At 48.4% G+C, this 24231-nt stretch carries 28 protein-coding genes; 12 read left to right on the top strand and 16 right to left on the bottom strand.

Annotation, left to right across the window (positions count from 1 at the left end; all coding sequences use genetic code 11):
* Nucleotides 1-13: 13 nt before the first annotated feature.
* Together H6G89_RS25535 and H6G89_RS25530 are read right to left on the bottom strand one after the other, a co-directional pair.
* Complete coding sequence (locus tag H6G89_RS25535) at nucleotides 14-214, bottom strand: hypothetical protein (protein ID WP_190504279.1); 201 nt, start codon at nucleotides 212-214, stop codon at nucleotides 14-16.
* 351 nt (nucleotides 215-565) lie between these two features.
* Entirely contained in the window at nucleotides 566-1534 is a 969-nt protein-coding gene (locus H6G89_RS25530) for an integron integrase (RefSeq protein ID WP_190511837.1), read from the bottom strand.
* A 346-nt stretch (nucleotides 1535-1880) separates the two neighbouring features.
* On the opposite strand from H6G89_RS25530, the gene H6G89_RS25525 reads away from it, so the two are divergent.
* Entirely contained in the window at nucleotides 1881-2765 is an 885-nt protein-coding gene (locus H6G89_RS25525) for a DUF2806 domain-containing protein (RefSeq protein ID WP_190511835.1), read from the top strand.
* Between the two features lie 892 nt (nucleotides 2766-3657).
* Nucleotides 3658-4122, top strand: a complete 465-nt coding sequence (locus tag H6G89_RS25520; RefSeq protein WP_190511833.1) for a DUF1810 domain-containing protein — start codon at nucleotides 3658-3660, stop codon at nucleotides 4120-4122.
* 75 nt (nucleotides 4123-4197) lie between these two features.
* On the opposite strand, the gene H6G89_RS25515 is transcribed toward H6G89_RS25520, so the two are convergent.
* Nucleotides 4198-6084 (bottom strand): sensor histidine kinase, encoded by a 1887-nt coding sequence (locus H6G89_RS25515; RefSeq protein WP_190511831.1) that lies wholly within the window; start codon nucleotides 6082-6084, stop codon nucleotides 4198-4200.
* A 258-nt stretch (nucleotides 6085-6342) separates the two neighbouring features.
* Nucleotides 6343-6726 carry a winged helix-turn-helix transcriptional regulator gene (locus H6G89_RS25510; protein ID WP_190511829.1) on the bottom strand — a complete coding sequence of 128 codons (384 nt, stop codon included), beginning with the start codon at nucleotides 6724-6726 and terminating at the stop codon, nucleotides 6343-6345.
* 99 nt (nucleotides 6727-6825) lie between these two features.
* On the opposite strand from H6G89_RS25510, the gene H6G89_RS25505 reads away from it, so the two are divergent.
* A complete protein-coding gene (locus tag H6G89_RS25505; protein ID WP_190511827.1) occupies nucleotides 6826-7440 on the top strand; it encodes an NADPH-dependent F420 reductase in 615 nt (204 codons plus the stop codon).
* A gap of 11 nt (nucleotides 7441-7451) precedes the next feature.
* Here H6G89_RS25505 and H6G89_RS25500 read toward each other — a convergent pair whose 3' ends face one another.
* Nucleotides 7452-7703: a PCP reductase family protein gene (locus H6G89_RS25500; protein WP_375539708.1), complete on the bottom strand. Its 252-nt coding sequence runs from the start codon at nucleotides 7701-7703 to the stop codon at nucleotides 7452-7454.
* Between the two features lie 64 nt (nucleotides 7704-7767).
* On the opposite strand from H6G89_RS25500, the gene H6G89_RS25495 reads away from it, so the two are divergent.
* A complete protein-coding gene (locus tag H6G89_RS25495) occupies nucleotides 7768-8268 on the top strand; it encodes a DUF6803 family protein (protein ID WP_199336922.1) in 501 nt (166 codons plus the stop codon).
* Between the two features lie 9 nt (nucleotides 8269-8277).
* Here H6G89_RS25495 and H6G89_RS25490 read toward each other — a convergent pair whose 3' ends face one another.
* From H6G89_RS25490 to H6G89_RS25475, 4 genes are all read right to left on the bottom strand, one after another.
* Nucleotides 8278-9150, bottom strand: a complete 873-nt coding sequence (locus tag H6G89_RS25490; RefSeq protein WP_190511825.1) for an MBL fold metallo-hydrolase — start codon at nucleotides 9148-9150, stop codon at nucleotides 8278-8280.
* A 119-nt stretch (nucleotides 9151-9269) separates the two neighbouring features.
* Nucleotides 9270-10415: a DUF1517 domain-containing protein gene (locus H6G89_RS25485; RefSeq protein WP_190511823.1), complete on the bottom strand. Its 1146-nt coding sequence runs from the start codon at nucleotides 10413-10415 to the stop codon at nucleotides 9270-9272.
* 334 nt (nucleotides 10416-10749) lie between these two features.
* Nucleotides 10750-11457, bottom strand: coding sequence for a hypothetical protein (locus H6G89_RS25480; protein ID WP_190511821.1), 708 nt, complete (start codon nucleotides 11455-11457; stop codon nucleotides 10750-10752).
* Between the two features lie 148 nt (nucleotides 11458-11605).
* Nucleotides 11606-12163 carry a YkgJ family cysteine cluster protein gene (locus tag H6G89_RS25475; protein WP_190511819.1) on the bottom strand — a complete coding sequence of 186 codons (558 nt, stop codon included), beginning with the start codon at nucleotides 12161-12163 and terminating at the stop codon, nucleotides 11606-11608.
* Between the two features lie 102 nt (nucleotides 12164-12265).
* On the opposite strand from H6G89_RS25475, the gene H6G89_RS25470 reads away from it, so the two are divergent.
* The gene (locus H6G89_RS25470) at nucleotides 12266-12814 is read left to right on the top strand and encodes a hypothetical protein (RefSeq protein WP_190511817.1); all 549 of its coding nucleotides are present in this window, start codon (nucleotides 12266-12268) and stop codon (nucleotides 12812-12814) included.
* A gap of 12 nt (nucleotides 12815-12826) precedes the next feature.
* On the opposite strand, the gene H6G89_RS25465 is transcribed toward H6G89_RS25470, so the two are convergent.
* From H6G89_RS25465 to H6G89_RS25455, 3 genes are read right to left on the bottom strand one after another with little or no spacing between them, the layout of a single operon-like run.
* Nucleotides 12827-14587 (bottom strand): CocE/NonD family hydrolase, encoded by a 1761-nt coding sequence (locus H6G89_RS25465; RefSeq protein WP_190511815.1) that lies wholly within the window; start codon nucleotides 14585-14587, stop codon nucleotides 12827-12829.
* Nucleotides 14581-15036, bottom strand: coding sequence for a cupin domain-containing protein (locus tag H6G89_RS25460; RefSeq protein WP_190511813.1), 456 nt, complete (start codon nucleotides 15034-15036; stop codon nucleotides 14581-14583). The genes H6G89_RS25465 and H6G89_RS25460 overlap by 7 nt, the downstream gene beginning before the upstream one ends.
* 59 nt (nucleotides 15037-15095) lie before the next feature.
* On the bottom strand, nucleotides 15096-15866 hold the full coding sequence (locus H6G89_RS25455) for a cysteine hydrolase family protein (protein ID WP_190511811.1): 771 nt from the start codon (nucleotides 15864-15866) through the stop codon (nucleotides 15096-15098).
* Nucleotides 15867-16038: 172 nt separating this feature from the next.
* On the opposite strand from H6G89_RS25455, the gene H6G89_RS25450 reads away from it, so the two are divergent.
* Nucleotides 16039-16419 (top strand): hypothetical protein, encoded by a 381-nt coding sequence (locus H6G89_RS25450; RefSeq protein ID WP_190511809.1) that lies wholly within the window; start codon nucleotides 16039-16041, stop codon nucleotides 16417-16419.
* A gap of 185 nt (nucleotides 16420-16604) precedes the next feature.
* On the opposite strand, the gene H6G89_RS25445 is transcribed toward H6G89_RS25450, so the two are convergent.
* On the bottom strand, nucleotides 16605-16991 hold the full coding sequence (locus tag H6G89_RS25445) for a Rid family detoxifying hydrolase (protein WP_190511807.1): 387 nt from the start codon (nucleotides 16989-16991) through the stop codon (nucleotides 16605-16607).
* Nucleotides 16992-17202: 211 nt separating this feature from the next.
* Between H6G89_RS25445 and H6G89_RS25440 the strand changes: the two genes are divergently transcribed.
* The 6 genes from H6G89_RS25440 to H6G89_RS25420 all read left to right on the top strand — a co-directional run bounded on the left by H6G89_RS25440 (nucleotide 17203) and on the right by H6G89_RS25420 (nucleotide 21292).
* On the top strand, nucleotides 17203-18615 hold the full coding sequence (locus tag H6G89_RS25440) for an amidohydrolase (RefSeq protein WP_190511936.1): 1413 nt from the start codon (nucleotides 17203-17205) through the stop codon (nucleotides 18613-18615).
* Nucleotides 18616-18709: 94 nt separating this feature from the next.
* Nucleotides 18710-19309 (top strand): phycobiliprotein lyase, encoded by a 600-nt coding sequence (locus H6G89_RS25435; protein WP_190511805.1) that lies wholly within the window; start codon nucleotides 18710-18712, stop codon nucleotides 19307-19309.
* A gap of 177 nt (nucleotides 19310-19486) precedes the next feature.
* Complete coding sequence (locus tag H6G89_RS25430) at nucleotides 19487-20056, top strand: hypothetical protein (protein WP_190511803.1); 570 nt, start codon at nucleotides 19487-19489, stop codon at nucleotides 20054-20056.
* A 12-nt stretch (nucleotides 20057-20068) separates the two neighbouring features.
* On the top strand, nucleotides 20069-20203 hold the full coding sequence (locus H6G89_RS35895) for a hypothetical protein (RefSeq protein WP_255519508.1): 135 nt from the start codon (nucleotides 20069-20071) through the stop codon (nucleotides 20201-20203).
* A 171-nt stretch (nucleotides 20204-20374) separates the two neighbouring features.
* Nucleotides 20375-21127: a phycobilisome rod-core linker polypeptide gene (locus tag H6G89_RS25425; protein ID WP_190511801.1), complete on the top strand. Its 753-nt coding sequence runs from the start codon at nucleotides 20375-20377 to the stop codon at nucleotides 21125-21127.
* Nucleotides 21128-21154: 27 nt separating this feature from the next.
* Nucleotides 21155-21292, top strand: coding sequence for a hypothetical protein (locus H6G89_RS25420; protein ID WP_190511799.1), 138 nt, complete (start codon nucleotides 21155-21157; stop codon nucleotides 21290-21292).
* Nucleotides 21293-21824: 532 nt separating this feature from the next.
* On the opposite strand, the gene H6G89_RS25415 is transcribed toward H6G89_RS25420, so the two are convergent.
* The 3 genes from H6G89_RS25415 to H6G89_RS25405 all read right to left on the bottom strand — a co-directional run bounded on the left by H6G89_RS25415 (nucleotide 21825) and on the right by H6G89_RS25405 (nucleotide 24068).
* A complete protein-coding gene (locus tag H6G89_RS25415; protein WP_190511797.1) occupies nucleotides 21825-22292 on the bottom strand; it encodes a helix-turn-helix domain-containing protein in 468 nt (155 codons plus the stop codon).
* A gap of 149 nt (nucleotides 22293-22441) precedes the next feature.
* Entirely contained in the window at nucleotides 22442-22657 is a 216-nt protein-coding gene (locus H6G89_RS25410) for a hypothetical protein (RefSeq protein WP_190511795.1), read from the bottom strand.
* A gap of 148 nt (nucleotides 22658-22805) precedes the next feature.
* On the bottom strand, nucleotides 22806-24068 hold the full coding sequence (locus H6G89_RS25405) for an S-layer homology domain-containing protein (RefSeq protein WP_190511794.1): 1263 nt from the start codon (nucleotides 24066-24068) through the stop codon (nucleotides 22806-22808).
* Between the last annotated feature and the right edge of the window lie 163 nt (nucleotides 24069-24231).

Raw genomic sequence — 24231 nt, 5'->3', positions numbered from 1 at the left:
TAAGCACACTCATCTATCGCTCTAACACCGTCATAAACTTGCCTTGGGCAAACGGAGCAGGCACAATCGGCATAAAGTGAACGCGATCGCTCACCAGTTGTTTGACATAAAACTCGTTAATCGTGTGTTTCACCTGCTCTCGCGTTCCGATAATCCAAATCTGCACTTTTTCGGCAGGCGGAACGGGCAGCCGTTCGTTGAACTCTGTAGTCATAGTATTTGTGCCTCACTGAAGGAGATGAACTGTAGAGAAGAAAAGCTTAAGGCGTGGTTTCCTAACCACTTGTTTTGCTTCAGTAAGGCGATTGATCCTAAAATCAACACAGCCTAACCTCCTGCTAGTCCCAGGAGTTAGGTTAGCTGGTTAGCGAGTGCTCGCAACACTCCTAATCAGCGTTATCCTCACCTTAAGCCTGTCTACTGGAAATCCAGTGTTTCATAGAATAATCGAAAGGTCGATTGTAGACAAGCGTACTAAGAGAATTGTTAGGGGCGACCCTTGCGATATCTGCAAAGCAGCACGATGAAATGTGTAGAGTAAAGGGTAGGAGGGAAAGAGAGAACTTTACCCATCTAAAGGACTCCGCACCCCACGTTCACCTCGATTGAGAACGTGAGTATAAATCATTGTTGTCTTAACGTCCTTGTGCCCCAATAACTCTTGCACGGTACGAATATCGTAACCGTCTTCCAGCAGATGTGTTGCAAAGCTATGACGAAAGGTATGACAGCCTCCATGTTTCGTCATTCCAGCCTGTCGAATCGCTTGCTTAACTGCCCGTTGCAGCGATCGCTCGTAAAGATGATGTCTCCGCACCACCTTGGTACGCGGATCGAGCGATCGTCTCCAAGACGGCAATACGTACTGCCATCCCCAGTCTCGATTCGCATTGGGATATTTCCGCTCCAATGCATAGGGCAGATACACCGCTCCATATCCCAAAGTCAGGTCTTGTTGATGCAGTTGCTTTGTTTTCTCTAGTTGCTGTTTCAACGGTGCTACCAATGCCTTCGGCAACATTGTGACCCGATCCTTTTCCCCTTTGCCATCTCGTACCACGAGTTGCTGATACTCAAAATCAATATCTTTTACCCGTAATTGCAATCCCTCGTTAAGGCGCAAGCCCGAACCATACAACAGGCTAGCGACCAAGTGATGAATACCATCGAGATACGACAAAATGGCTTTTACCTCAGAGCGTGTGAACACGACTGGCACTCTCTCAGGCGTTTTTGCCCGTTCAATGCCATCAATGTAGGGAAGCTCAATATTCAAAACATGGCGATAAAGAAACAACAAAGCACTTAGTGCTACATTTTGCGTTGAAGCCGCTACGTTTTGTTGGACTGCCAGATGGGTAAGGTAAGTGCGAATTTCCTCTGCGCCCATTTCTTTGGGATGCCTCTTGTTATGAAACAAGATGTAATCCCGGATGTAGTGGAGATAAGACTTCTCTGTTTTGAGGCTGTAGTGCTTAAGACGAATCGCATGACGTACCTGATCCAATAATCGAGGTGGCTGGGGTGTATCCATGAGGGAGATGCAATAAAGATTCACCCTAGCTGTTCATCAATAGCAACAGAAGCCGTATGAATCCTTAATTTTAGGGTGTTAGACGACAGATTTGACGGATAATACCCAACTACAGGTGTATTAACTGACATATTTGTCGTCTAATACCGTTAGTTCTGGGTATTAGATACCGGATCTGACGGTGAATACATAGTTAGCTATTTTTGCTGCTGAGTTGGCACCTGACCTTGAAGCTGCCCATCGGGAGCAATGAATATCACTCAGCTTATCTGTCACCCCCGGTTGAAATTGCTATATTTGTACTGAGAAAAAGTACTATCAACCGAAAATTTGAACTACAGAAATTATGAGCAACGGTAACTCCATCATTAATCTTGGAGATATTTCGAAACCTGCGGTTGTTTTAATTGAAAAAATATCAGATGCAATTGGGGGATATTTCAAACCCTATCAGATAAGGCAAGTTGCGCGTGCAGAGGCTGATGCTGAAAAAATAAAAGCTCTTGCTCAAATTGAGATAACTGAATTGCAACAGCGAGCTTTGCATAGATTCATCTTTGAAGAAGCAAAAAAGCAAGACAACATTGAAGCTATAACCTCTAAAGCTCTGCCTTACCTTAAAGAGGATGCATGCCCTAATAATGTTGAGGATGATTGGATCACAAATTTCTTTGATAAGTGTCGTCTTATATCAGACGAACAGATGCAAGCGTTGTGGGCAAAGCTGTTAGCTGGAGAAGCAAATTCTCCTGGTAGTTACTCAAAGCGTACGATTGACCTTTTGGGTTCACTTGATAAAACAGATGCATCGCTCTTTAACACTTTATGCGGATTTGGGTGGTTGATTGGTAACGTAGTTCCATTGATCTATGACGACCAAGCCTCAATTTATGTAGATCGTGGCATCAACTTCAATACCCTAGAACATTTGGATGACATTGGTTTAATTAGTTTCGCTTCTCTTAGTGGATACAGGCGACTGAGAATTCCAAAGCATATTTGTATCTTCTACTATGGAACGCCAATAAATATTGAATTTCCTGGTGAACAAGATAATGAGTTAGAAACGGGAAAGGTTCTACTAACGAAAGCAGGACAGGAACTTGCACCATTTTGTGGTTCTGAACCTGTGCCAGATTTCCTTGATTATGTTTTAAGTAAGTGGAGAGATAAGGGTTTTATTGTTTCATCTCCGTACCCACGGAATCTACCAACCGATAAGAATGACTAAGTAAGTCGGGGCAATACAGTAAGTGGACAACTAGCTAACAATTCGCTCGGAGCGGACTGCCGAGAGGTGCTGGTGGTGAATTAAAGGTTGCTTACAGCCGCTCAAGCGAGCCGTTAGCCTTTGGTGGGGGCGCAGCCGAAAGCTTATCTGTCATTATTCAGATTTAGGTGGGAAGTGCTTTTCAGGTTGATAGAGACAGTAGCAATCTAAAAAAGATAAAACAGAGTTGCTGAGAAAAGACTGATGACGTTACAAGAGCTACAAAATCAGGCATTGCAGTTGCCGATTGGCGATCGCTAGCGTTTAGTACAGTCGTTGTTGAGTTCAATCTAATAGGAAACGCTGGTACTTAGTCCACCAAAGACAAATGTGAATTCTTTGGCTGAGCTTAACCCCTGGACTCAAAGCCTAATTGGAGTCGTTCAGTTAGGTACCGAAGAACCTACAGAGTCTTATGTAGATTACCTGGAGGAGAAGTACAGTTGAAGCGGATATTGTTCGACAGTGATGTTTTGCTCGATGTTTTAGCTCAACGATAACCATTTGTTGTTGCCTCTGCACAGGCATTAAATGTAGTGACACAATAATTCAAATGCAGAGGATGTTTGAAAGTCACTGGTGCTGAATTTAAGTTTAGCTACCGCCACTGATTTGAGCCGTTAGGCTACAGTAGGTGTTGTTCAGAAATTGCTCTTAACGAAGCGTGATGCATGGGTAGGCAGATTCCCGATTCGTGCTTTTTAATTCTGTCGGTGATCACGACCTTGTTAGGTTTTGTCTTGCCTGTCTATGCAAGCCTCGAATAGCAAAATCAGGTTTTTGACCAGGGTTGAGAGCACATCTAAAATCCAAAATGATATAACTTACTGTTGCGTAGTAAGAGGCAGGAGTCATGACGGGCATAGCACAATCAAACGATGCGGATGGTTACGACTTAAATCGCTTCGTGCAAGCGCAGCAGAACGACTACGCACGAGCACTAGCTGAAATTAAGCAGGGACAAAAGCGATCGCACTGGATGTGGTATGTTTTTCCGCAGTTTGATGGGTTGGGGTTTAGTGCCATGTCTCAGCGATATGCGATCAAGAGCCTTGCAGAAGCGAAGGCATACTTGAGTCATCCCATTTTGGGTGCACGGTTAATCGAATGTGTTGAAGCGGTCTTGAGTGTAGAGGGGCGATCGGCGTATGAGATCTTCGGTTCCCCTGACGACATGAAGTTGAAGTCTTGCGCGACACTGTTTGCGGCTGTGTCACCTGCCGGGTCAGTGTTTGAGCAACTGCTGGACAAGTTTTTTGGGGGCGATCGCGACGACAAGACGCTGCGCTTATTGGGCACTGCAAGTGAGGAAACTTAACCTTGTCTGTTGCCTTGAGGTGCGTAGAGGTCTGTATGAGCTATTTGTGCAGAAGGACTGACAGAAGAGGGATCGCTACACCTTCGCGCTGTTAGCTGGATGGGCTAGGACACGCGCTTGCTGCCAAATCGGGATTTGGATGACAAACTCTGTTCCTTGACCAGGCGTTGAGAAACAATCTAATTTACCGCTATGTTTCTCAGTAACAATCTGGTAACTAATGGGCATTCCCATTCCGGTTCCTTTACCCACTGCTTTTGTTGTGAAAAATGGGTCAAAAATGCGTTTATGAATGTGCTCAGGCATTCCAATTCCGTTATCAGAAATCACAATCTTGATCCAATTTGCATCGATCGCCGATGTGTGAATGGTAATTTGACCAGGGTTCTGCTGCTTCTCTTCATGCGTCTGTTTGGTGTAGGCTTCCTCCAGCGCGTCAATGGAGTTTGCCAGGATGTTCATAAACGCTTGATTGAGTTGACCAGGATAACATTCCACAGGTGGTAAATTGCCGTAGTCACGGATAACCTGGATGGCTGGGCGTTCTGGTTTGTCTTTCAAACGATGCTGCAAAATGAGCAACGTACTGTCGATACCTTCGTGAATATCAACCGCTTTGAAATCCGCTTCATCCATGCGTGAGAAGTTGCGGAGCGACAGAACGATCTGGCGAATGCGCTCGGTGCCAATCTTCATAGAATCAAGCATTTTAGGCAAATCGGTCTGGATAAATTGGATGTCTAACAATTCTGCTTCTGTTTGAATTTCAGATACAGGCACAGGATAGTGTTTCTGGTAAAGCGTCACAAAGTCTAGCAAATTCTGAGAGTATTCCTGCACGTAGATCAGATTGCCGTGAATGAAATTAACTGGATTGTTGATCTCGTGTGCTACTCCTGCCACCATTTGACCCAATGCAGACATCTTTTCACTCTGCACCATCTGCACCTGAGTGTGTTGTAGTTCTTCTACCAGTTGTTGCAATTGTGAATTTTTAGCGTTGAGTTCCTGTGTCCTTTCTTCAACTTTAGACTCTAGGGTTTGGCTGTAAATTTCAAGTTGCTCGTTCGCTGTTTGCTGTTGTTTTAGAAGTTGCTGAACTGAGCAGATCAGTTGATTGAAAGCATTAGCCAGTGTCCCGATTTCATCATCCTGTTCAACGACGGCTTGCAGGTTAAAATTCGACTCTTCAGTGGATTGCCGAGCAACGTTAGTCAACGTCTGAATCGGTTGAGCGATCGCCCGACTGGTCACAATTGCCAACAGAAGAGCGATCGCAACAGAGAACCCAATCCCTGTAACGACGATGGTCTGTGCAACTTCATTTGCCTGTTGTTGTGTGAGTTCTGCTTCCTCCAATTCTTCATAAGCGTGGTCAATGAGATCCACGAGATCATCAGAGATGCCGTCGAATTCAAGGGCTAAATCACTATTGGTAAACTCCAACATGATTGCCTGGGCTTGCTCAATGCCAGCAGGCGATGTGAGATCGAGTTGGCGTATCTGTTCGATGCAGCGTCCTAATTCCCGTGAATAGTGTTGAGGGACTTCATCATAGGTTTGTAAAAAGGCTGGAATGACCACTTGATGCGTGTGATCTTCCATGCCTGGAGACACTGCCACAAATCTTTTCAATTCCGCCCAAATGTCCTGAGTCTCGGCTTTATGATTCAGCAGATGAGTATATTCATCCTGAAACTTTTCTGGATATGGAATGAGGGGAATGAGTTGCTGTTGATGTGTCCGCGTCTGAAGAACACGAGATTGTAGCCGATGCAAAAGCTCCACCTCGTTACGAGCATGTTCTTCGTGCGTTGCAGCTTGTTGTTGATAGTAATGTCCAATGCCAAAACCAGCGATTGAGCCAGATACAGCAATACCCAGAGCAAGAGCGTATCCCAGACCAATCTTTTGCCCAACTTTGAGACTGGATAACCGTTGCCCTAAACTCTGCTGTATCATACACACTCTCTAGCTCTACAGAGGTCTGTATGGTTAGAATTCCCGCTTTTGGGGCTGGTTTAACAGCTACAGGTAACCCACAAAAGCTTTGGCATCTGCAATACAAAGGAAAGTAAACAACCTGTGCGCGAGTGGTTTATTCACGCTAGTACAGCAAAAAATAAGTTTTGAAAGGGGTTCCACCCCTTCTTGGGGATGAAGCCCCTAAACCCCCTACATTGCAGAACTTTGTGTTCGCAACACTAGGTAGAAGTCTTATTAATTTCTTTTATCGTACGATACTCGATTCTTTTCAATTTGATGTAAGTTCATTTCTGCCCACAATTTTGCAGCTTTCACAAGAGGTAACAAACTGTTACCGAGTTCAGTCAATTCATAGTCCGCTCTGATCGGTAGTGTCTCTGCATACACCGTTCGTCTTACCAATCCGTCTCGCTCTAGCTTCCGCAAGGTTTGGGTCAGCATTTTTTGTGAAATTCCTTCGCAAATTCGTTTCAGTTCGCCAAACCGCAGCACTCTGCCATCCAACGCACCAATAATCAGCGAAACCCACTTCTCCCCAATCAACGCCAAAACGTCTCTAGACGGGCAAATTGCCGCATAGACATTGGGTTTGACTTCTAAATTTTGACTGCTCACCATACTAGTCACCTTTAGGTACCTAGTTTACACAAGATACTGAGATGGTTATAGTTCACCTACACCGCTTCTGAGACATTTGAATGATTTTGAGGCTGACCTATGAAGATTGCCGTATTGGGGTTTGGTAATGTTGGTCAAAAGTTGGCTAACCTGTTCCATCGGGCAGGACACGATATTGTGATTGGATTGCGTTCAGGGTCAAGCCAAGAGTTGCCCTATCCCTCTGCATCCTTCAAAGAAGCTGTTTCAGGTGCAGATGTCGTGGCGATCGCGATTCCATTTACAGCAGCGATCGAGGTGCTTCCCGAACTCGCTGACGTCACAACGGGAAAAATTATCATCGACAGCACGAATCCACTCAATGCAGACTGGTCGCCCAAACTACTGGGGCAGGAAAACTCCGCCGCTGAGGAAATCAGTCGTTTGCTGCCAGATGCTGACGTGGTGAAAGCGTTTAACACCATCTTTGCGGATGTCATGGATAAACCCGCGATTGATGGACAAGCAATCACTGCCTTTATTGCCGGAGATAACCCTGAAGCGAAAGACAAGGTCATCGCTCTAGCGCGTGCGATCGGCTATGCCCCTGTGGATACGGGATCTCTGTATACCGCTCGCTATCTTGAAAGCATGGCTCACCTGAATATCCAAATTGCAGTCGGTCAAGGTGGTGGCACAAATGCAGCCTTTGTTTATTTGCAATCCAAGGTGTAAACCCTCAAAGCTTATGATCCAAACTTTTGTTTGGCTTGCTCATAGACCTCAACCGTAATTTGAGTTGCGCCTAGCTCCTGCGCCAATTTCTCAATTTTTTTACGGGCAGCAGGACGCACAAAAAAAGGAATTTCCTTCAAACGGGCTTCGGCTTCTGGCGTCCATTCAACAGCACTACTCATACGACGGCGATCGCAACATGACAACTTCTCTACTGTACCTGACCTGGCATCAACACTCCCAGGTTCAAAGACAAAACTCACAAGTTTCTCAAATTGTTGTGGGCACAGTGTAGAAAGGTTCGTTGATTTGAATTGTTGTGTCGTATTGGAACGCACTGCCATGGATATGACCCACTACATGGAACTGCTTGCTGTGAATCAACCCTGGAATCTGTTGATTTTTATGGCAATTCCTGTGATCTTAGCGGAAACAGTTGCAATTACAGAACTTTACATCTTGTTCAGGCGCAGCTTTAAAGGCACTGTTAGAGCAATTAATAAAGTTGCTGGAATTCTCGCAGGTTTTTACTTTTTAGTTGTCTTTTTGCATCTCTTCTTCAAAGCGGTTATCCCAATTACAACTGCTGGCGAATGGAGAACCATTATTGATGTGATCGCCGTTGGCTTTTACTTGCTGGGCGTAGTGCCGCTGTTGGGCATTGCTTTACTGGAGATTGGGGCGATTTGGCGGCGCAAGAGTGAGGAATGGAAACTGGGTGCCCACGCGATCTTTGTTGGTCTTTTTCTGTTGGTAGCTCACATCGCCATGATTTTTGGTATGTTAAGCCCTGGGTTATTGTCGGGCAGTTCACCTGTGCATCACTGATGAGGCGAGCTATTGAGCCTCCATCCAGATCAGACATTTCTGCATCTGCTCTGCCATCGTTTGGCGATCGCCTTGATAACGACGACCATGCCCCGGCAACACCCACTCAAAGGAGTAGTCTGCCAGTCGTCTCATTGATTGAACGAGTTCTGTCCAGGAGTACCAGCAAGCCCTGCGAAAGGCGTACAGGTGGTTGAGTTCAGACGACCAGGCAAGGTGATCTCCCGTAAACAAAACCGTGTTGTTATACAACAAGACCGTGTGCCCTTTGGTGTGACCCGGAACGGGAATAATCAGCAAGTCAGGTTCGAGTTGAACGGGTTCAATGCTCGATAGCTGAATCTCAACACTTTGAGTGGAGCGGTTAATCTCATCTTTGTGGAGAATGCGATCGCACCCAAAGTGATCGTGAAACTTCTGATGATCCGCTACATCGTCCCGGTGGGTGAGATAGAGATATCGAATGCCACCCATCTCCTCTAACCGCTTCACCAGAGGCGGAGCAAACCGAGGTGAATCGACCAACACATTGCCGTCGGGTCGTTGAATCAGATAGCTAGCCGCTCCAAAGGAATTTTCGGCGTGATAGCCGCAGTGATACACATCTTCAGTAATGGGAATCGGGAAACTCTGCTGTGCTTGTTTGATATCTTGCGGTTTTTCCACTGTGCCGATGGATGCGGTCGGGCAAGCGAGCAGGGCTTGCATGGCTCGCAGACGTTCTGCCTCGCTACTCGGTTGATGGTGGACGGCAGATTGATCACCCGCTTCATAAAAAATTTCTGGAGCCATCCACCGACAGGTATCACAGTCGATGCAAGTCGAGTCAACGTAGAAATCACCACTCACGTTTTCGGGGCGGCGTTGAGTGAAGTGTGCCATAGGACGAGGTTCACTGAGAACACAATGTAGGGATTACCTCCAGGCTACACATTGACACTCATTTCGTGGGAGCGATCGCCTATTTGGTCACCGCAGGGGTGCTGCAATAGCTAGCCTTATTACAACTGGGTCATCGTGGGGTACTCACTCACCAATTCATCCCGCGAAAGCACATCTCTAGGATCTTGAGGTGTCCACAACAGTTCAAAGACCAGCAGTTCATTGGGGGGAATAGCTCCCAGTCTTTGCAAAGCGGTTTGCAGTTCAGTTGTGGAGTGAATGGGTTGCAACAAGGGGCGATCGCCTCCAGTGCCCAGCAACAACGTTACGACAATGTATCCACTGTCAGGATTATCCTCCGTTGTGAACTGCGCTGTTTGTCGCTGCACCTGCCCACCCACGTTGACCAGTGTCTCAGAGCCAACCTTACTGCGTTCCTCGATCGAGAGTTGCTCAAACAACCGACTCGCTTCTTGCCGACTGTTGACCGTTTCAGAATCAACTCGGACGTGGCTCCAATATTGGGGCGATCGCAACAATGCCAACACGGTTTCTTGCAACATCGCACTCAAGCCCTGTTTAGAGTCCAGGTTGTGGTGAGTGGCAATTTGCTCTAGAGCCGACTGGAGCGGACGTGCCCCGGCTAATAGAGCGATCTGGAGCCGAGTCACGGTGAGAATGTCATTCTGAAATTCTCCGTTGGCAGATCGAGCGGGCGATCGACTACTCAACGTTCTAAACTGTGATCCTCTTAAAAGCAGGGGAGCCAACATAAAGAGCGCAACCAACCCGATGAAAAAGATCGGTGGAATGCCGATTCCAGCACTGGGGAAGCCGGGACTGGAATAGGGTGAGCCGTAGGGCGCACTATTGGGAATGGGGATGAAGACTGGTGGTTGCTGATAATAGCCGCCACGCGGGCGATATGAGCGTCTGTTGGGATACCCGTAAGGATCGTTGTAAGGGTCAGCTTGATAAGGGGCTAAGCCAGGTTCGGTATAGTCTCCGCCACCATAGAAGCCTCCTCCGCTGCCTTCGTCCCCATAAAACCCACCATCACTAGGAATGGGTTCAGCAGGAGCAGGCTCATCAAATGATCCGCCTCTGGCACGTCCTCCAGTGGTGGCAAGGGCACGATCGCCTGTCATTTGCTCACCAAACATTTGACCCTCTACAACAGTCGGCAAATGAGCACTACCAACGTGAATCAGCCCAAAGCTGAGAACCGTGGCTCCTACTAGCCGGAGTTTCCCTATCATTCCCATGAGTCCGCTCCTACGAGTTCGATTGCTCATGGTAAGAGGGAATGCCAGCACTCTCATCGGTTGCAGGCAGAGACTCGACTGGAACTAAAGGTAGAAGTCTCACTGCACTTCGTTCCACCCCAGGGTAAGGTAAGCATTCCTTAGGAACGCGAATTTATTAAGGTGTAATTCCTGGCGTAGGGGCGTGGCATTCGGTCAAAAGCCCTTGCCATTGTTTTAGAACCCTCTGCCGAATGCCGCGCCCGTACAGGGGGTTGCCGTTTTTCAGGTTATTTAATTCACGATCCTTAGCAGATTGGGAGAGCTTGGTGCGATCGCCCTGATTCCGTATTGGCTATTTTTGCTGATCATCACAAGCCGCAAAATAAAAACCAAGTAGAAGTTCTCTCTCGTGCCACCGTTTGAATGAGAGTGCCCGAAAAAACGCAATGTAAGCAAGTGCGATCGATAGCAGAATTAATCCCAGAGACTCAACCGAAAATAGATTTGCTCTCAACAAGTTAATCAAACTAACAAGACCTAGAAATAACAGACCAAATGATATGTTCCTGTACATAATATGGGTTGCTTGATGGGACTCAGCCGTGATTGCAGAAGGTCTGTTGTGCTCTCTCAAATATGAGTTAACTCTGGGATTAATCCAATCTATTTTCTTAGGTATCCCAACCTTCTCACGTAAAAGTAGAGTCAGCTTATCTTCAAAATCACGCGCCTTGAGATGAGTGTCTTTATCCATCTCTTCTATGACTCTGTTTCTTGTTTCGATTAAACTTCCGAAATAGTGATAGTCTTGCTTAAAAAGTTCGCATAAAAACACAAAATATTTCCACGTTATCCCTTGAATAAGCCCTCCCAAGAGATAACTCAGTAGGATCAATACCAGGGCTATTTGGGTTGAGAAATTACCTTGAATGATCGAAATGGCAGCTTGAAGATCAATCCCAGGGTTAAACGCTAAACAGATCGCTAAAGTTAGTGGCAATCCCCCAATGATTGAGGCAAAGACTTCATACGGACCAAGCGCAAACTTAAATTGTTCCATAGTCTTGATTGTTATCAGAAAAGGATCAGGGGACTAAAGCTGCCCAAGCATGATTTTGTTATCTCCCCTACAGTGAATGACCACAAGTTTAACCGTTTAAGGTAGCAAATTGGTGCATTCCACACGCGATCGCCCATTTCACCTGATTTCATACCAATGGTGTAACAACAGGTCGTGAAGTGCGATCGCCATAGTGCACCTCAAACGGAATGGGCGCACCGCTCAATTCTTCGATGTCACGGCGAATTGCCTCTGCGTTACCCCAGACGATCGCCTCTTCTCCACGAACCGTGATTTCAGTTTCAATCTGCTGACAGTATTGGTTATCGTGACGGGCAACAAAGAAGCCATAGGTGCGACAGGCGATCGGGCGGGAGTCATAGATGCGGCAGGCTCCCTCCTGCTCATTCAGGTAGGGACAGACAACGGCTGAACCCAGTGTGCGATCGCCAATCTGTTGGAGCAGGGCATCAATTTTTTGCTCGACGATCTCTCGTTCGCAAGTGCCAAGCTTTGCAACTGCCGCATCCACTCTGATCCATTCCGCTGCACTGAGTTCGAGGGGATGGGCAAGATGATGGCAACAATGATCGCACCCCCGCCGACAGGGCCACCAGTCCCGCTCTTGGCGAATGGCTTGAACTCTCGATTCGATGCGTTCATCCAAGCGATGTAACAACGTCTGTACTTCGTCCATCTCACACATAATGCTCACTCCAAAGCTCTATAGTAGTGGCGAGTAGTGTCCACTCGACAAGAGTCAATGATCGGGTTTTAATGATCGGGTTTTAGTGTTATTTAGGTGGCTATGATGCGTACACCGCTAGCTGATACGTTGGGAAGGCTGCAAGCCAGTATCTATTGGTTACATGATGCAGAAAAGTTTAATGAATTAGCCAATGCCGCGAGTAAAATTTATCAGCTTTTAGGTCATTCTGAAGCTTTGAGTGATCAAATTGGTAGCTTTATTTCTGAGGCTTATCGAATATCTGATGATGCTCAGAATGCAAGATTGTCTGGTGATCCAGAAATGGAATTAAAGTACTACGCTGAGGCTCAGTTGCAATTAACGGAAGCAGCGAAACTACTCAATTTACCCATTGAAATAGCAGAGCACCAAGTTCGATGGTGGATGCTTTCTAGACATAAAAAGATTGTGGCGGCATTAAACTATCTCTTGAAGCAACATCAGCCCAGTAAATTGTCGGTTTTAGGTAGAGCCAAGCTGGCTTATTACTTGTTTCAAGTAGGTCTAGGGCATCATCAGAAAGACCTAGCCAGGTGTGAGAAGTATGCTATCTACTATTGGGGCTTACTTCTACAGTCAAAAGCCGCTATCTACCCCTACATTGGTTGATATATAGCAGTCCTATTTAACTGGTGGAATGACGGGTAATAACAGGCGTGAGGGACGATGGGAGGCTGTGCGATCGCCTTCTGTCGTAGGATTACTGCCTTCACAGACGATACCGATGGTAATCACCTTTGCATTGATCAGTTGAGCTTGATGGGGATAACTGCCATCACCAGGATTAACCGCATAGGCTGGAAAACAAGCCCCACTCAGGGTTAGCCGAATTGCGCTACCCGCCGGGATTTGAATGCATGTGGGTTGTAGTGTGATGTGTACCCATTGAGCCGCAGGGGAGGCATGGGGTGTAGGGTCATTGCGATCGCCCATAAACACAATCGAACCGGATTCGTCTGCCTCAACTCGCAGATAGCCTTGACTGATATTAAAAACGCTGCCGTTCGGTTTGACCTCTGACACGACAGCACATAGATCAAAGCTGATTGCATCTGCCATGCAATCTATCTCTACTTTGACACTGCCAACCAGATGCAGCGGATCGCTCAACGGTGCAGACGTGTAGGTCACGCCATCGGTGCGACAATCGATCGCCCCTCGCTCAAAGGAGCCAGCAGGCATGGTGGCATGACCTCCTACAGAGGGCATTGGTCGCCAGGGGTCATGAACAAACACATCCACAAAAGACTGAGATGGATTCAATGGAGATTGAGGTTCAGTCCGCTCGACTAAAAAGCCTTCTCTGTCTCCCATTGCAGCGAGTCCAGTGGTTACCAAATAGTAAGATTTCGCATGATTAGTTGGATAGCGATCGAAGCTGCGCCACTGATGGCTACCCATCTCAAACAGATGAATGGGAGGCTCTGCTAATAACCCGGTGTCAATGCCTTTGAGGAATTGATCAAACCAGCGAATTTGCAGGCGATCGATGGGGTTAGATGCCTCGGTGCCATAATCGATCGCCCCGACTTTGCGCCCCCAGGGCAGGTGTGCCCACGGACCCACCCAAAGATGCTGCGGAAAGGCACTGCGATCCGCCATCTCTTGATAAAAATGCAGCGTGCCTCGCATATAGGTGTCAAACCAACCACCAATGTGTAACATCGGCATATCGACGGCTTGCATGTAGCGACAGGGCGATAGTTGATCCCAATAGTCATCGGGTTTGGGATGAGTAACCCAATCGTGATAAAACGAGTCGGGGGCAAGTTCCTTTAGTAGTTCAGATTGAGCACAAACCGGATCATGAATTGCCACGTTTCGGGATGCGGCATAGAGTCTCTGATACGCTTCGACGTTGCCCTGCCGACGGGCTGTTTCGGCTGCCAGTTGAATCGCCCAACCCAGATTAAGTTGATAGCAAAACGCGCCTCCCTCGTATGCCCAATCCGCATACAGGTCATAGCCGATCATGCTGGGGCAAATGGTTTTCAGGGCGATCGGTTTGTTAGCAGCAGCATAGAGTTGCGTCATGCCTTGATAGGAAAAACCATACATGCCCACCTGTCCAGTGCTGCCAGGGAGATTGGCTGCCCAGTTCACAGTATCTTCGCCATCTTCAATTTCGTGGGCAAACAGGCTAAATTCCCCCTCGGACGAACCCCGTCCCCGCACGTCTTGAATCACCACGATATAACCATGAGCCGCATACCAGATGGGATGGGCGTAAACCACCGTAGAGGCGATCGCCCGACCATAGGGTTGCCGCATCAACAAGACGGGCAGATCATCTGTTGTATCAGGGCGGTACACATCCGCATCCAGACGCACCCCATCCCGCGTCACCATCGAAACAGTTTCTTTTGGGCGAACCGTCAGCATGGCAACAACGCATCTGATCGCCGCAATACAGCCATGTCTTCTTCATCTAACTCAACCGGAGTGCCACTACGGATCAGTTCGGCAAAGTCTTCGTTGGGCACCATCAAACAGAGGGCATACAACCGCCCTGACCCGGTGTTTTCGATTTCGTGGATGCCAGTTGGCGGCACGAGAATGCTGTCTCCAGCTTGAATCGGCACCGTTTTACCGTCGCAGGTCGCTTTTCCCTCACCCTTGAGCACAAAAAACATCTCGACCGCCAGTTGATGACGATTGGGAGGTGTTTTTCCACCCACATCAAAAATTTCGACGCAATAGGTCAGCGACATATTCGCAATGGTTGGATCAAAGACGATCGCCAATCGATTGGTATCGTGAGGACTGATGCGATAAGCCTGATAGTCCGTTGGCGTTTTGATTACCGGAATCACACAACTATCGGTCGTCATCGGAGGATCTCCTAAAGGATGGAATGAACCGCTGGATGAGAATTGCCCGATTGATTACCCTACTTAATGGCATCAAAGAGAGCGTGAGTATCGGTCACGAAACCAAAGCATTGTTTAACGTTGTAGAGGGTGGCTTGCCAGCAAAACTCCGGCGAAGTGGTCGCACTACAATCTTTGACCAAAATGCAGTCATATCCCAAAAAGTTGGCATCTTGTAATGTTGCCATAACGCACTGATCGGCATTGACCCCACCAAAGAGCAGAGTTGTTTTGCCGATATTCCGCAAAATACTGTCGAGTGGTGTATCCCAAAAGCCACTCATACGGTACTTATCAACGCGAATGTCTTCGGGTTTTTGCTCCAACTCATCCACCACAGCCGCTGCCCAACTGCCTACTGTGAGCACGGGAGCCTGGTTTTTTGGCAGGGGATCGCCCAACCCAACCCCTTCCCCTGTGGGATCGTAGACGTGACGGAGTGCCGCACTGATGTTGAGCAGATCGGGACGGTTGCCCCAATTCACCCAAATGATGGGAACCTGGTGCGATCGCAACACAGGTAACAAACCCTGTAACGGCTGAATGGGCGATCGAGCCGGAGTCACATCTACCCCAATATGCGCTAACCAGCCATCGGGATGGCAGAAGTCATTTTGCATGTCGATGACAATCATCGCGGTTTTCGCCAAGTCGAGCCGCAGTGTTTTGGTTTCTGTTGCCAGTGTCACCAGTTTTGGCTCTAGAGGTGGACGGCTAATGTCTGCGATCGCAGCATTAACTGCCCATGCATTTGGGGGAACACCCAGCGTTTTTAAGGATTGGTCTACCATGAGTCACTTGTCACTAAGAATTTGTAAATGACGGGATGTATGACGACGAGTACCGTTTAGTCGTAATCTAAAACCCGATTGGATTCAGTAGTCTATGCGTCAATCGTCAGTGGTTGATGGTCAATCGTCAGTGGTTAATGGTCAATCGTCAGTGGTTAATGGTCAATCGTCAATGGTTGATGGTCAATCATCAATGGTTGATGGTCAATGGTCAGTAGTTAATGGTCAATCGTCAGTAGTTAATGGTCAATCGTCAGTAGTTAATGGTCAATCGTCAGTGGTTGATGGTCAATCGTCAGTGGTTGATGGTCAATCGTCAGTAGTTAATGGTCAATCGTCAGTGGTTGATGGTCAATCGTCAGTGGTTGATGGTCAATCGTCAGTGGTTGATGGTCAATGGTCAGTAGTTAATGGTCAATTGTCAGTGGTTGATGGTCAATTGTCAGTGGTTGATGGTCAATCGTCAGTGGTTGATGGTCAATCGTCAGTGGTTGATGGTCAGTGGTCAATCGTCAATTGTTATTGGTCAATGGTCAATCGTCAGTGGTCATGAGTCACTAGGCGATCGCGTAAGTGTTTCGCTCTTGAGCAAGATGCTTGCATTTTTCTATCTAGTGCTGCGTCACAGTTAAAAGTTAGGGTAGTGCGAGCATCTTGCTCGCGCCGTAAGCGAAACTGACTGGTCTGCTCTTTTACGCTTTAACGATGAACCATTGACAAATGACGAATGACTTTCATTTATTCGCCACAATACACAATCAAATCAACTTCCACATCCCCAAAACCTGCTAAAGCCGTGACTCCAACGGTAGTGCGACAGGGTAGACGAGTGGCATCAAAGTAGGACGCATAAATTTCATTCACCGTTGCAAAAAAGCGAAAATCAGTCACGAAAATTCGTGCCATCACAACTTTGTTAAAACTGGTTCCGGCATGCTCCAAAACAAGCTTTAAGTTTTCCATGACTCGTCGAGTTTGCTCATCAATGGGACCGCGCACAACCTGACCTGTTGCCGGATCTTCGGCTAATTGACCTGTGACAAACAAAAAATCTCCAGCCCGGACAGCATGAGAATAGGGGGCAACAGCGGGTAAAACGTTATCGGGCAGGGTGATATATTCCAAATTAATTGCTCCTGAGAGATTGATATTGGATGAACTGTATGGGTAAGCTCTCGACAGTACAATCTATCTGAAGATCGGGATTCGTGCTTCCAGATCAACTTTGATTAGATAGGTGCAAAGGTGGAACTCTAGTTGTAGACATGCCTCTACACGCCACAACCATGATTTGGATGATTAGGACTACTCAAAAGCGATCAGGGAGAAAGATTTGGTGAGCTACACGATTCAAAACGCGATCGCTCCAGTTGAAGGGGGCTACACCAGCGTTGATGTACACATTGAGGGCAATCACATTGCTGCCATTGCTCCCCAACTTGACCCAATTGGCACCTTAGTGGATGGACGAGACAAACTATTGCTACCAGGGTTTGTCAATGCTCACACCCACTCCTCGGAGATGTGGCAGCGAGGGCTAATTCCACCCCGCCCGTTGGAGTTGTGGCTTGCCGAGTTGCATGATTTTTCGCCAGTTGACCCAGAGCACATTTATCTCAGCGCATTAGGGACGGCGGTTGAAACGCTGTTATCCGGCGGAACAACCGTCGTGGATCATCTGGTATTGATCCCAGGGCAGGAAAAAGAGTCGATCGCCGCTGCTGTTCGTGCCTATCGAGAGGTTGGTATCCGGGCGTTTATAGGACCCCTGATTCAAGATCAGTCGTTAGCGGCGGGTGTGCCCTCTGGCGGACACAAGATTGAACATGATCCCTATTTTTGGAGCACGGAGGAAGTGCTGGAACTCATGCGTAGCACGGTGGAGCAATTTCACCAGCCAGATAAGGGGATCAACATTATGGTCGCTCCGACAGGGATGCAACTCTGTTCGGATGCCCTGTTTGAGGGCTGCATTGAGTTGAGCGATCGCCACAACTTATGCCGTCACACGCATTTACTCGAAACCAAAGCCCAGCAAATGCTCGCCTACGAGAAGTATGGCTGCACCGCCGTTGAGCACCTCAAGCATCTGGGCTACCTCAGCCCTCGCACGTCTCTGGCGCACTGCGTCTGGTTAAATGACCACGACATCTCAATCCTGGCGGAAACCCAATCCACGGTGGTTCACAATCCGTTGAGCAATCTGCGTCTGGGGAGTGGGATTGCCCCCATTCTGAAATATCGGCAAGCAGGGGTGAATGTGACGTTTGGCTGTGATGGGTCTGCCAGCAACGACTCTCAAGATTTGCTAGAAGCCATCAAGATCGGGACAATTCTCCACAATGTCACTGATATGGACTACCAGCACTGGATCACCCCTCGACAAGCGGTTGAGATGGCAGCCCTGGGGGGAGCAACCGGAGTCGGGATGGCAGACCAAATGGGATCGCTGACTGTCGGCAAAAAAGCCGATCTCGTTCTGTATGATCTCAAGCGTTTGTCGCTGTTGCCCCGCACTGATCCGATCGGCTTGCTCGTTCTCGGACGACCGATCGCCGTTCACACGGTGTGGGTGAATGGCAAAGCCGTTGTTACCGATGGCACTGTCACAACGATTGATGTGCCTCAACTCCAGCAAACCCTGTTTGACAAAAGCGAGTGGCAAGCTAATCGGCGATCGCCCAGCATGGAAGACCTGGAAATGCGCTATCGCACCGTCATGGGGTTACCCATCCTTTCCAACCCGTAACCTCAATCCTCCTTTGCTGCGCCCCCTTTGCTCTTGCCTTCCGCTATACAATAGAAATGCTGAAAACACTGTTGTTGGGTTTAGGTGGTAGTCGATGGACGTAATGGAGTTTTTTCAACAGAGCACAGGCAGATGGCGATCGCAGCGAACGACACACCATCTAGCTTTTCGGCGGGCTGAAGCTGGCGAATCAGAAATTCAGGTAGAGGCACTCCCTGCTGATCATCCCAAAATCGTTGAAATTTGTCAGTTACATCAAGTTGACCCAGCACGGGCGATCGGCGGAGCCTTTGTCTCCTGGAAAGGGGCAATGGGCTGGGATAGAGACGATGACAACCATGAAGGCTCGACTGTATTTGCCTTGATCCCAGATGCAGAGCAACCCCGGCAGGGAACCCTCCTGCGCGAGCGCGGGTATGCCGAGATTGTCCCTGTGGCTGGTCAGTATCACATGGATGACGAAAATGCACTCGTGCTAACCACTGAGTATGAAACGATGAGTTCGGTGGAGCGGTTCTGGTTTCCCAACCCCAGTCTGAGAATGCGAACCAGCACGGTAAAACGGTTTGGCGGTTTCACTACGGCAACTTTCTGCACCGAGTTTCGGGTTGCTGATGCGACCGATACTAGCTCCGCCTCAGAACAAACTCCCAAGACGGCTGAAACAAAATATTTCTCTTTTTTGGGTTGGTAAGTCGGTCAATGGCATGATAGCGGTACCCGTTTGAGTGAAGTATGGGGTGTAGGAGTTGAATCCCAGGCAGGAAATACTGCCCCTGCACCCCCTGTACTGAACTAACTTGTACACTGCTGTAGAATAAATTCCTAATTGTTGATGCATCCTACAGTCAATTCAATTGGCGATTGTTGAGTGAATTCATTAATCATTACCACCAGCACCGATCCGGTGGTGCGTGGATTGGATTATCTTTACGGCGTTCGTAGTCTGGCTTTAGAGCCAGAAATGGTGGATTTGGTCTACGACCTGGAACACCGTATCCCCATTTGCGCCTGGATCGCTCACAACATTGATGCTGTCAACGCTCAACTCAATCGATATCTTCAGCTCTGTCATGCTTGCTTCCATGCGTGGGAGCAGCCTACCCTCCAGATTTTTGCGGCTCCGTTGGCTCAGGCGTTTGGGCTGGATGCGGTCTGTAATTTTCAGGTTTACCCCATCTCGATTCTGATTGATGTGGGGCGAGTCATGCCACGCGATTGGTTGTCGGTGGTTGCTCATGAATACGCCCATGCCCATGCCGGGTATCCGGGGCACCACGAACAATTTGCGCGATCGCTCACCCATCTCTGTCTGGGCTTAGCCCTTCCCGCACCTGTTTATCAAGCTGGCAACGAGGATGTGCTTCGGTTTCATCCCCCTTGCATTCCCACATCAGACCCACTGGCATTTTGGCGGGGCGAAGGAATGCTGAGGCTGTAGTGTAACGATTAATTGACTAATGTCGGAGTGTTGCCTCAATTGTTGAGCTTCGTTGCATTGCTTCAGAAATCCCCTGATACTCCTCATTTATCGCAGCGATTAGATCCAGCAAATTTGCATCCACGGGGTGCATTGGCGATCGCCTGACTCGTAGGTGAGAACCATGAATCGCTCTCGTAGCAAGGCATTTCAACTTTATTAAGCAACAAATTAAGTTATGTAATTTTTATCAGACTAAGTCGAATAATGCTGCCCTCATCCCTATATGATTAGGAGTAACTTTTGTAAGATTTTGTAAGGAAAGGGAGATTTTCAGGCGTGACGATTCCTCTTTTAGAATATTCCCCTGTTAGCCAAAATCAGCGGGTCGCGGGCTATGAGGTTCCCGGAGAAGAACAACCCAGGATTTTCTCTACGGAAAACCTGCTTTCCCCATCAGACCTAGACACTTTAATTGAAGCGGCCTACCGTCAAATCTTCTTCCATGCTTTTGCAGCCGATCGTGAGCGGTTCTTGGAGTCCCAACTCCGCAGCGGTCAAATTACAGTTCGCGACTTCATTCGTGGTTTGTTGCTGTCCAACACCTACAGACGCAGTTTCTATGACCTCAACAGCAACTACCGCTTTGTTGAGCAAACGGTACAGCGCGTTTTAGGACGCGACGTTTACAACGAGCGTGAAAAAATCGCCTGGTCGATTGTTGTTGCTACCAAAGGGATTGTTGGTTTTGTAGACGACCTGCTCAACAGCCAGGAATACCTGGATGCATTTGGGTATGACATCGTTCCTTACCAGCGTCGTCGTGTCCTGCCCGGTCGCACCGAAGGTGAACTGCCCTTCAACATCAAGTCGCCTCGCTACGACGAATACTATCGTGGTAAGTTGGGCTTCCCTCAAGTTATCTGGCAAACTACCGTTCGCAGCTACGTTCCTCAAGACAAGAAGCCCAAAGCAGGCAGCCCTGCTCAGTTCCTTGACATGGCACGCAGCATTAGCCCTCGCAGCAATCCTCCTCAGCGGATCTCTGCGCTCAACATCGACTATGAAAGAGCAGTGCCTTACCGTAAGTAACGTCAGTTTGGTTTAAGAGCCCGGCGAATGAATTCGCGGCTACTAGAGCGAAGTCCGCCGACGCGGACTCCGGGAAAATCAAGGTTTGACGAACCGACGCAGGTCAGTTTTGCTCTTATAGCTGCGGTTTTAACCGCCGAAATCCTGATCCCGAATTCACGTTAAGTAGGTAAGTCTCTAAGCCGTAAAGGAGTCTGTACCCGATATAAGGTGCAGGCTCTTTTTAATGTGAATTTAATGTCAATTCGCGTTACAGCCGGAGCCACATTTGATGGAGCGGAGGTGAGTCGGAAAGCTTTCCCAGTATCCGGGTTGGAGCCATTGCCTTTGCCTTAAGTTTTCAGACCAAAGCGATCAAACCCGGCGAATGAATTCGCGGCTACTAGAGCGAAGTCCGCCGACGCGGACTACGGAAAATCCAGGTTTGACGAACCAACGCAGGTCAGTTTTGCTCCGATAGCGGCGGTTTTAACCACCGAAATCCTTATCCCGAATTCATGTTAAAAGTTAGGGTAGTGCGAGCATCTTGCTCGTGTCGTGAACGAGTCGCTCACACCGACAATCCTAAAAATAAGGTGTGACGCTGCACTAGGGAAAATCAAGGATTTATCGAACTGACGCAGGTCGGTTTTGTTCTCGTAGTTGCGGTTTCAACTGCCAAAATCCTTATACAGATAATTGATGGCTAGTAACTGTCCTAGCCAATGTCCTGACGACGCGAAGCGGCATCCCCGCTGAGGTAATCGCTACTGTCCTCCTGGGTTTCTTCCCGAAAGCCCAATTCCAAAAGGGCTCTGCGGATTTTGACTTTAGAGGGGCGCACTTTTGGAACGGTTAAACCCAGTTCTCGTACTGTCTCAAAAAGCTCTCGCATCAACAGATCTAGCGAGGTTTCATCGGCATCTTCAGGCAAGTTTTCAACCCTACCCTCATATGCCAGCGTGTAAAGCTCCAAGTGGTGCTTCCCCATCACTTTAGCCAGTTTTCTCAATGTTTCTGGAGTGGGGCAAGTTCCCTTAAAGCAAGCTCCGCGCAAGCGAGGTTGTGGAACGCCAGACAACTCTGCCAGACGGTTCATGCTGATCCCCTGCTGTTCCAGGTATTGCAGAATAAATTGCCCCAACGGGGAACAGTCTTCTGCCTTTATTTGCAACCTTGCTGGCATCGCGTGTGTTCAGGAAACGGGATGTGAGGTTTTTGCCCCAAATCTCCTAACGGTGAGAGACTTGAAACTGCACTTTGTGATGAATCAAGTTATATCAGTCACCTTGTAGGGTCTGCAACAGTAGGGGAATGATGCAGAAGTTGCCCGTCCTATTCGATGGAGATCGACTGAGGGCCACTGGTTTTGCTGCCGTTCATTGTGGTGGTCGAGGTGTAGGACTCGCTGCCTGCCTGTTCGTTCAGCCAACTCTTAACCGGATCATCCGCCAAATTGAGCCGAAATACCCCAGAGAAGAAACCACCCAAGAATGCAACTGGATGGGCTGTCAATTCTTTGAATAATGGGGTGAGTTCATCCAGGAACATTGTTAAACTCCTCAGAAATAATGCATATGCTTGCCTGATTTTAACGTGTTATAGCAATCGAGGCATTGATTAGGACGGGGTGCAGGGGGGGAACTCCTGGTCATCGCCAGTCCCTACACTCCCCGTCTCAACTGTCTTGACAGTTGTGTTAAGGCAAGACCAGGGGATCGTTGAGGGTTACGTCCAGGTCATCATCAGGGTTAATGGTAATCAGGGTGACGCGATCGCGCCCTCTAAAGTAGCCAATCAGCCCCCCAAAGGCAGCACCGCCTAACACCTCTCCGGCATCGATGGAGCGATCGCCCGTAACTGCCGAAATACCTGCTGCGGCTCCAGCCCCCAGGGCTACTCCGGTGAGAATCTCACCCACATCGGCATTCTGACGCACGACCTCAGTTCTTGTCACCAGCGATGAGGAGGCATCCATCGGAATGCGAGTGCCTGTGGCAAGCACCAACTCTCTCGCTCGAAACTGAGAACCACCCCGAACGGACTGAAGTTCACCCACGACCTGGCTATTGATGGGGATCAGCAACCGCCCGTTTTGAGCGATAATGTCGCGATCGATTAACAGTGTGACAGGTACGGGTTCTGGCTCTTGAGGCGAGACATAGATTTTGTCAGCATCGTCATAGCGAGTGGGCAGCGTCGTGCCACTGGGAATGCGGATGCTCCCCTGCGGCTGTGGGCTAGGAGTTGGACTGGGTGCAGCCTGTCCCACGATATAGGGAGAGGTCAAGCGATCGGCATTGCCTGCACTGACAAGAGCCTGGTAGATAAACGCAGCCACTTCAGCACGAGTAGCAATACGAGTCGGGTTGAGCTGGTCAAGATTGGGATAGTTGACTACAAGCTGTTTTTCGGTTGCGGCTGCCACGGTGGGGCGAGCGTAATCGGGGATATCATTCGCATCGTTGTAGACTTGCAGCGTGTCACTCACTGAATTGGGGTTTGAGTAGGACAGCCCATTCGCCAGAGACACCAGCACTTGTGCCCTCAAGATGTTTTGGTTGGGGTTAAAGGAACCATCTGGATATCCGGTCATGAATCCGGTTGTGTATGCCTCGCGAATTGCCTCAGATGCCCAATATCGCTCAGAGACATCGGTGAAGCGAATGGGGTCACGCACCACCGCCTGGTCAAACGCCTTTTGCACCATTGCCGCAAATTGCGATCGCGTCACTGGGGCGTCTGGGCGAAACGAACCATCTGGAAACCCATTCACAATCCCCCGACGGGTTAGTTCTTCGATAAATCCTCGTGCCCAATAGTTGGACGGGACATCTGAAAACTGGACTGTGGTTTGTGCCTGAGCAGAGGCTTGAACCGCTAAAGACGTGACTATGCCAGCACCCAAACTTAACGCGAAGACCAGGACAGTGCTCAACTGCCAATGCTTGAGACGCTGCATAAAAGATTCCTCTTGTATGTGGGTTTTAATACAACTATGTCCATTTCATCAAAAAAAGTGGCGATTGCCCTCCACCTCATTAAATCCTCTCTGCATACTCTCTTACAGAGGGCAGGAGTTGAATACCGCCTATTTCGGGCAGTTCAGTATTTTAAGAATTGTT

The organism is Oscillatoria sp. FACHB-1407 (assembly GCF_014697545.1).
GTDB lineage: Bacteria > Cyanobacteriota > Cyanobacteriia > Elainellales > Elainellaceae > FACHB-1407.
The sequence above is the reverse complement of the archived record's forward strand: the minus strand, read 5'-3'. Positions and strand labels throughout refer to the sequence as shown.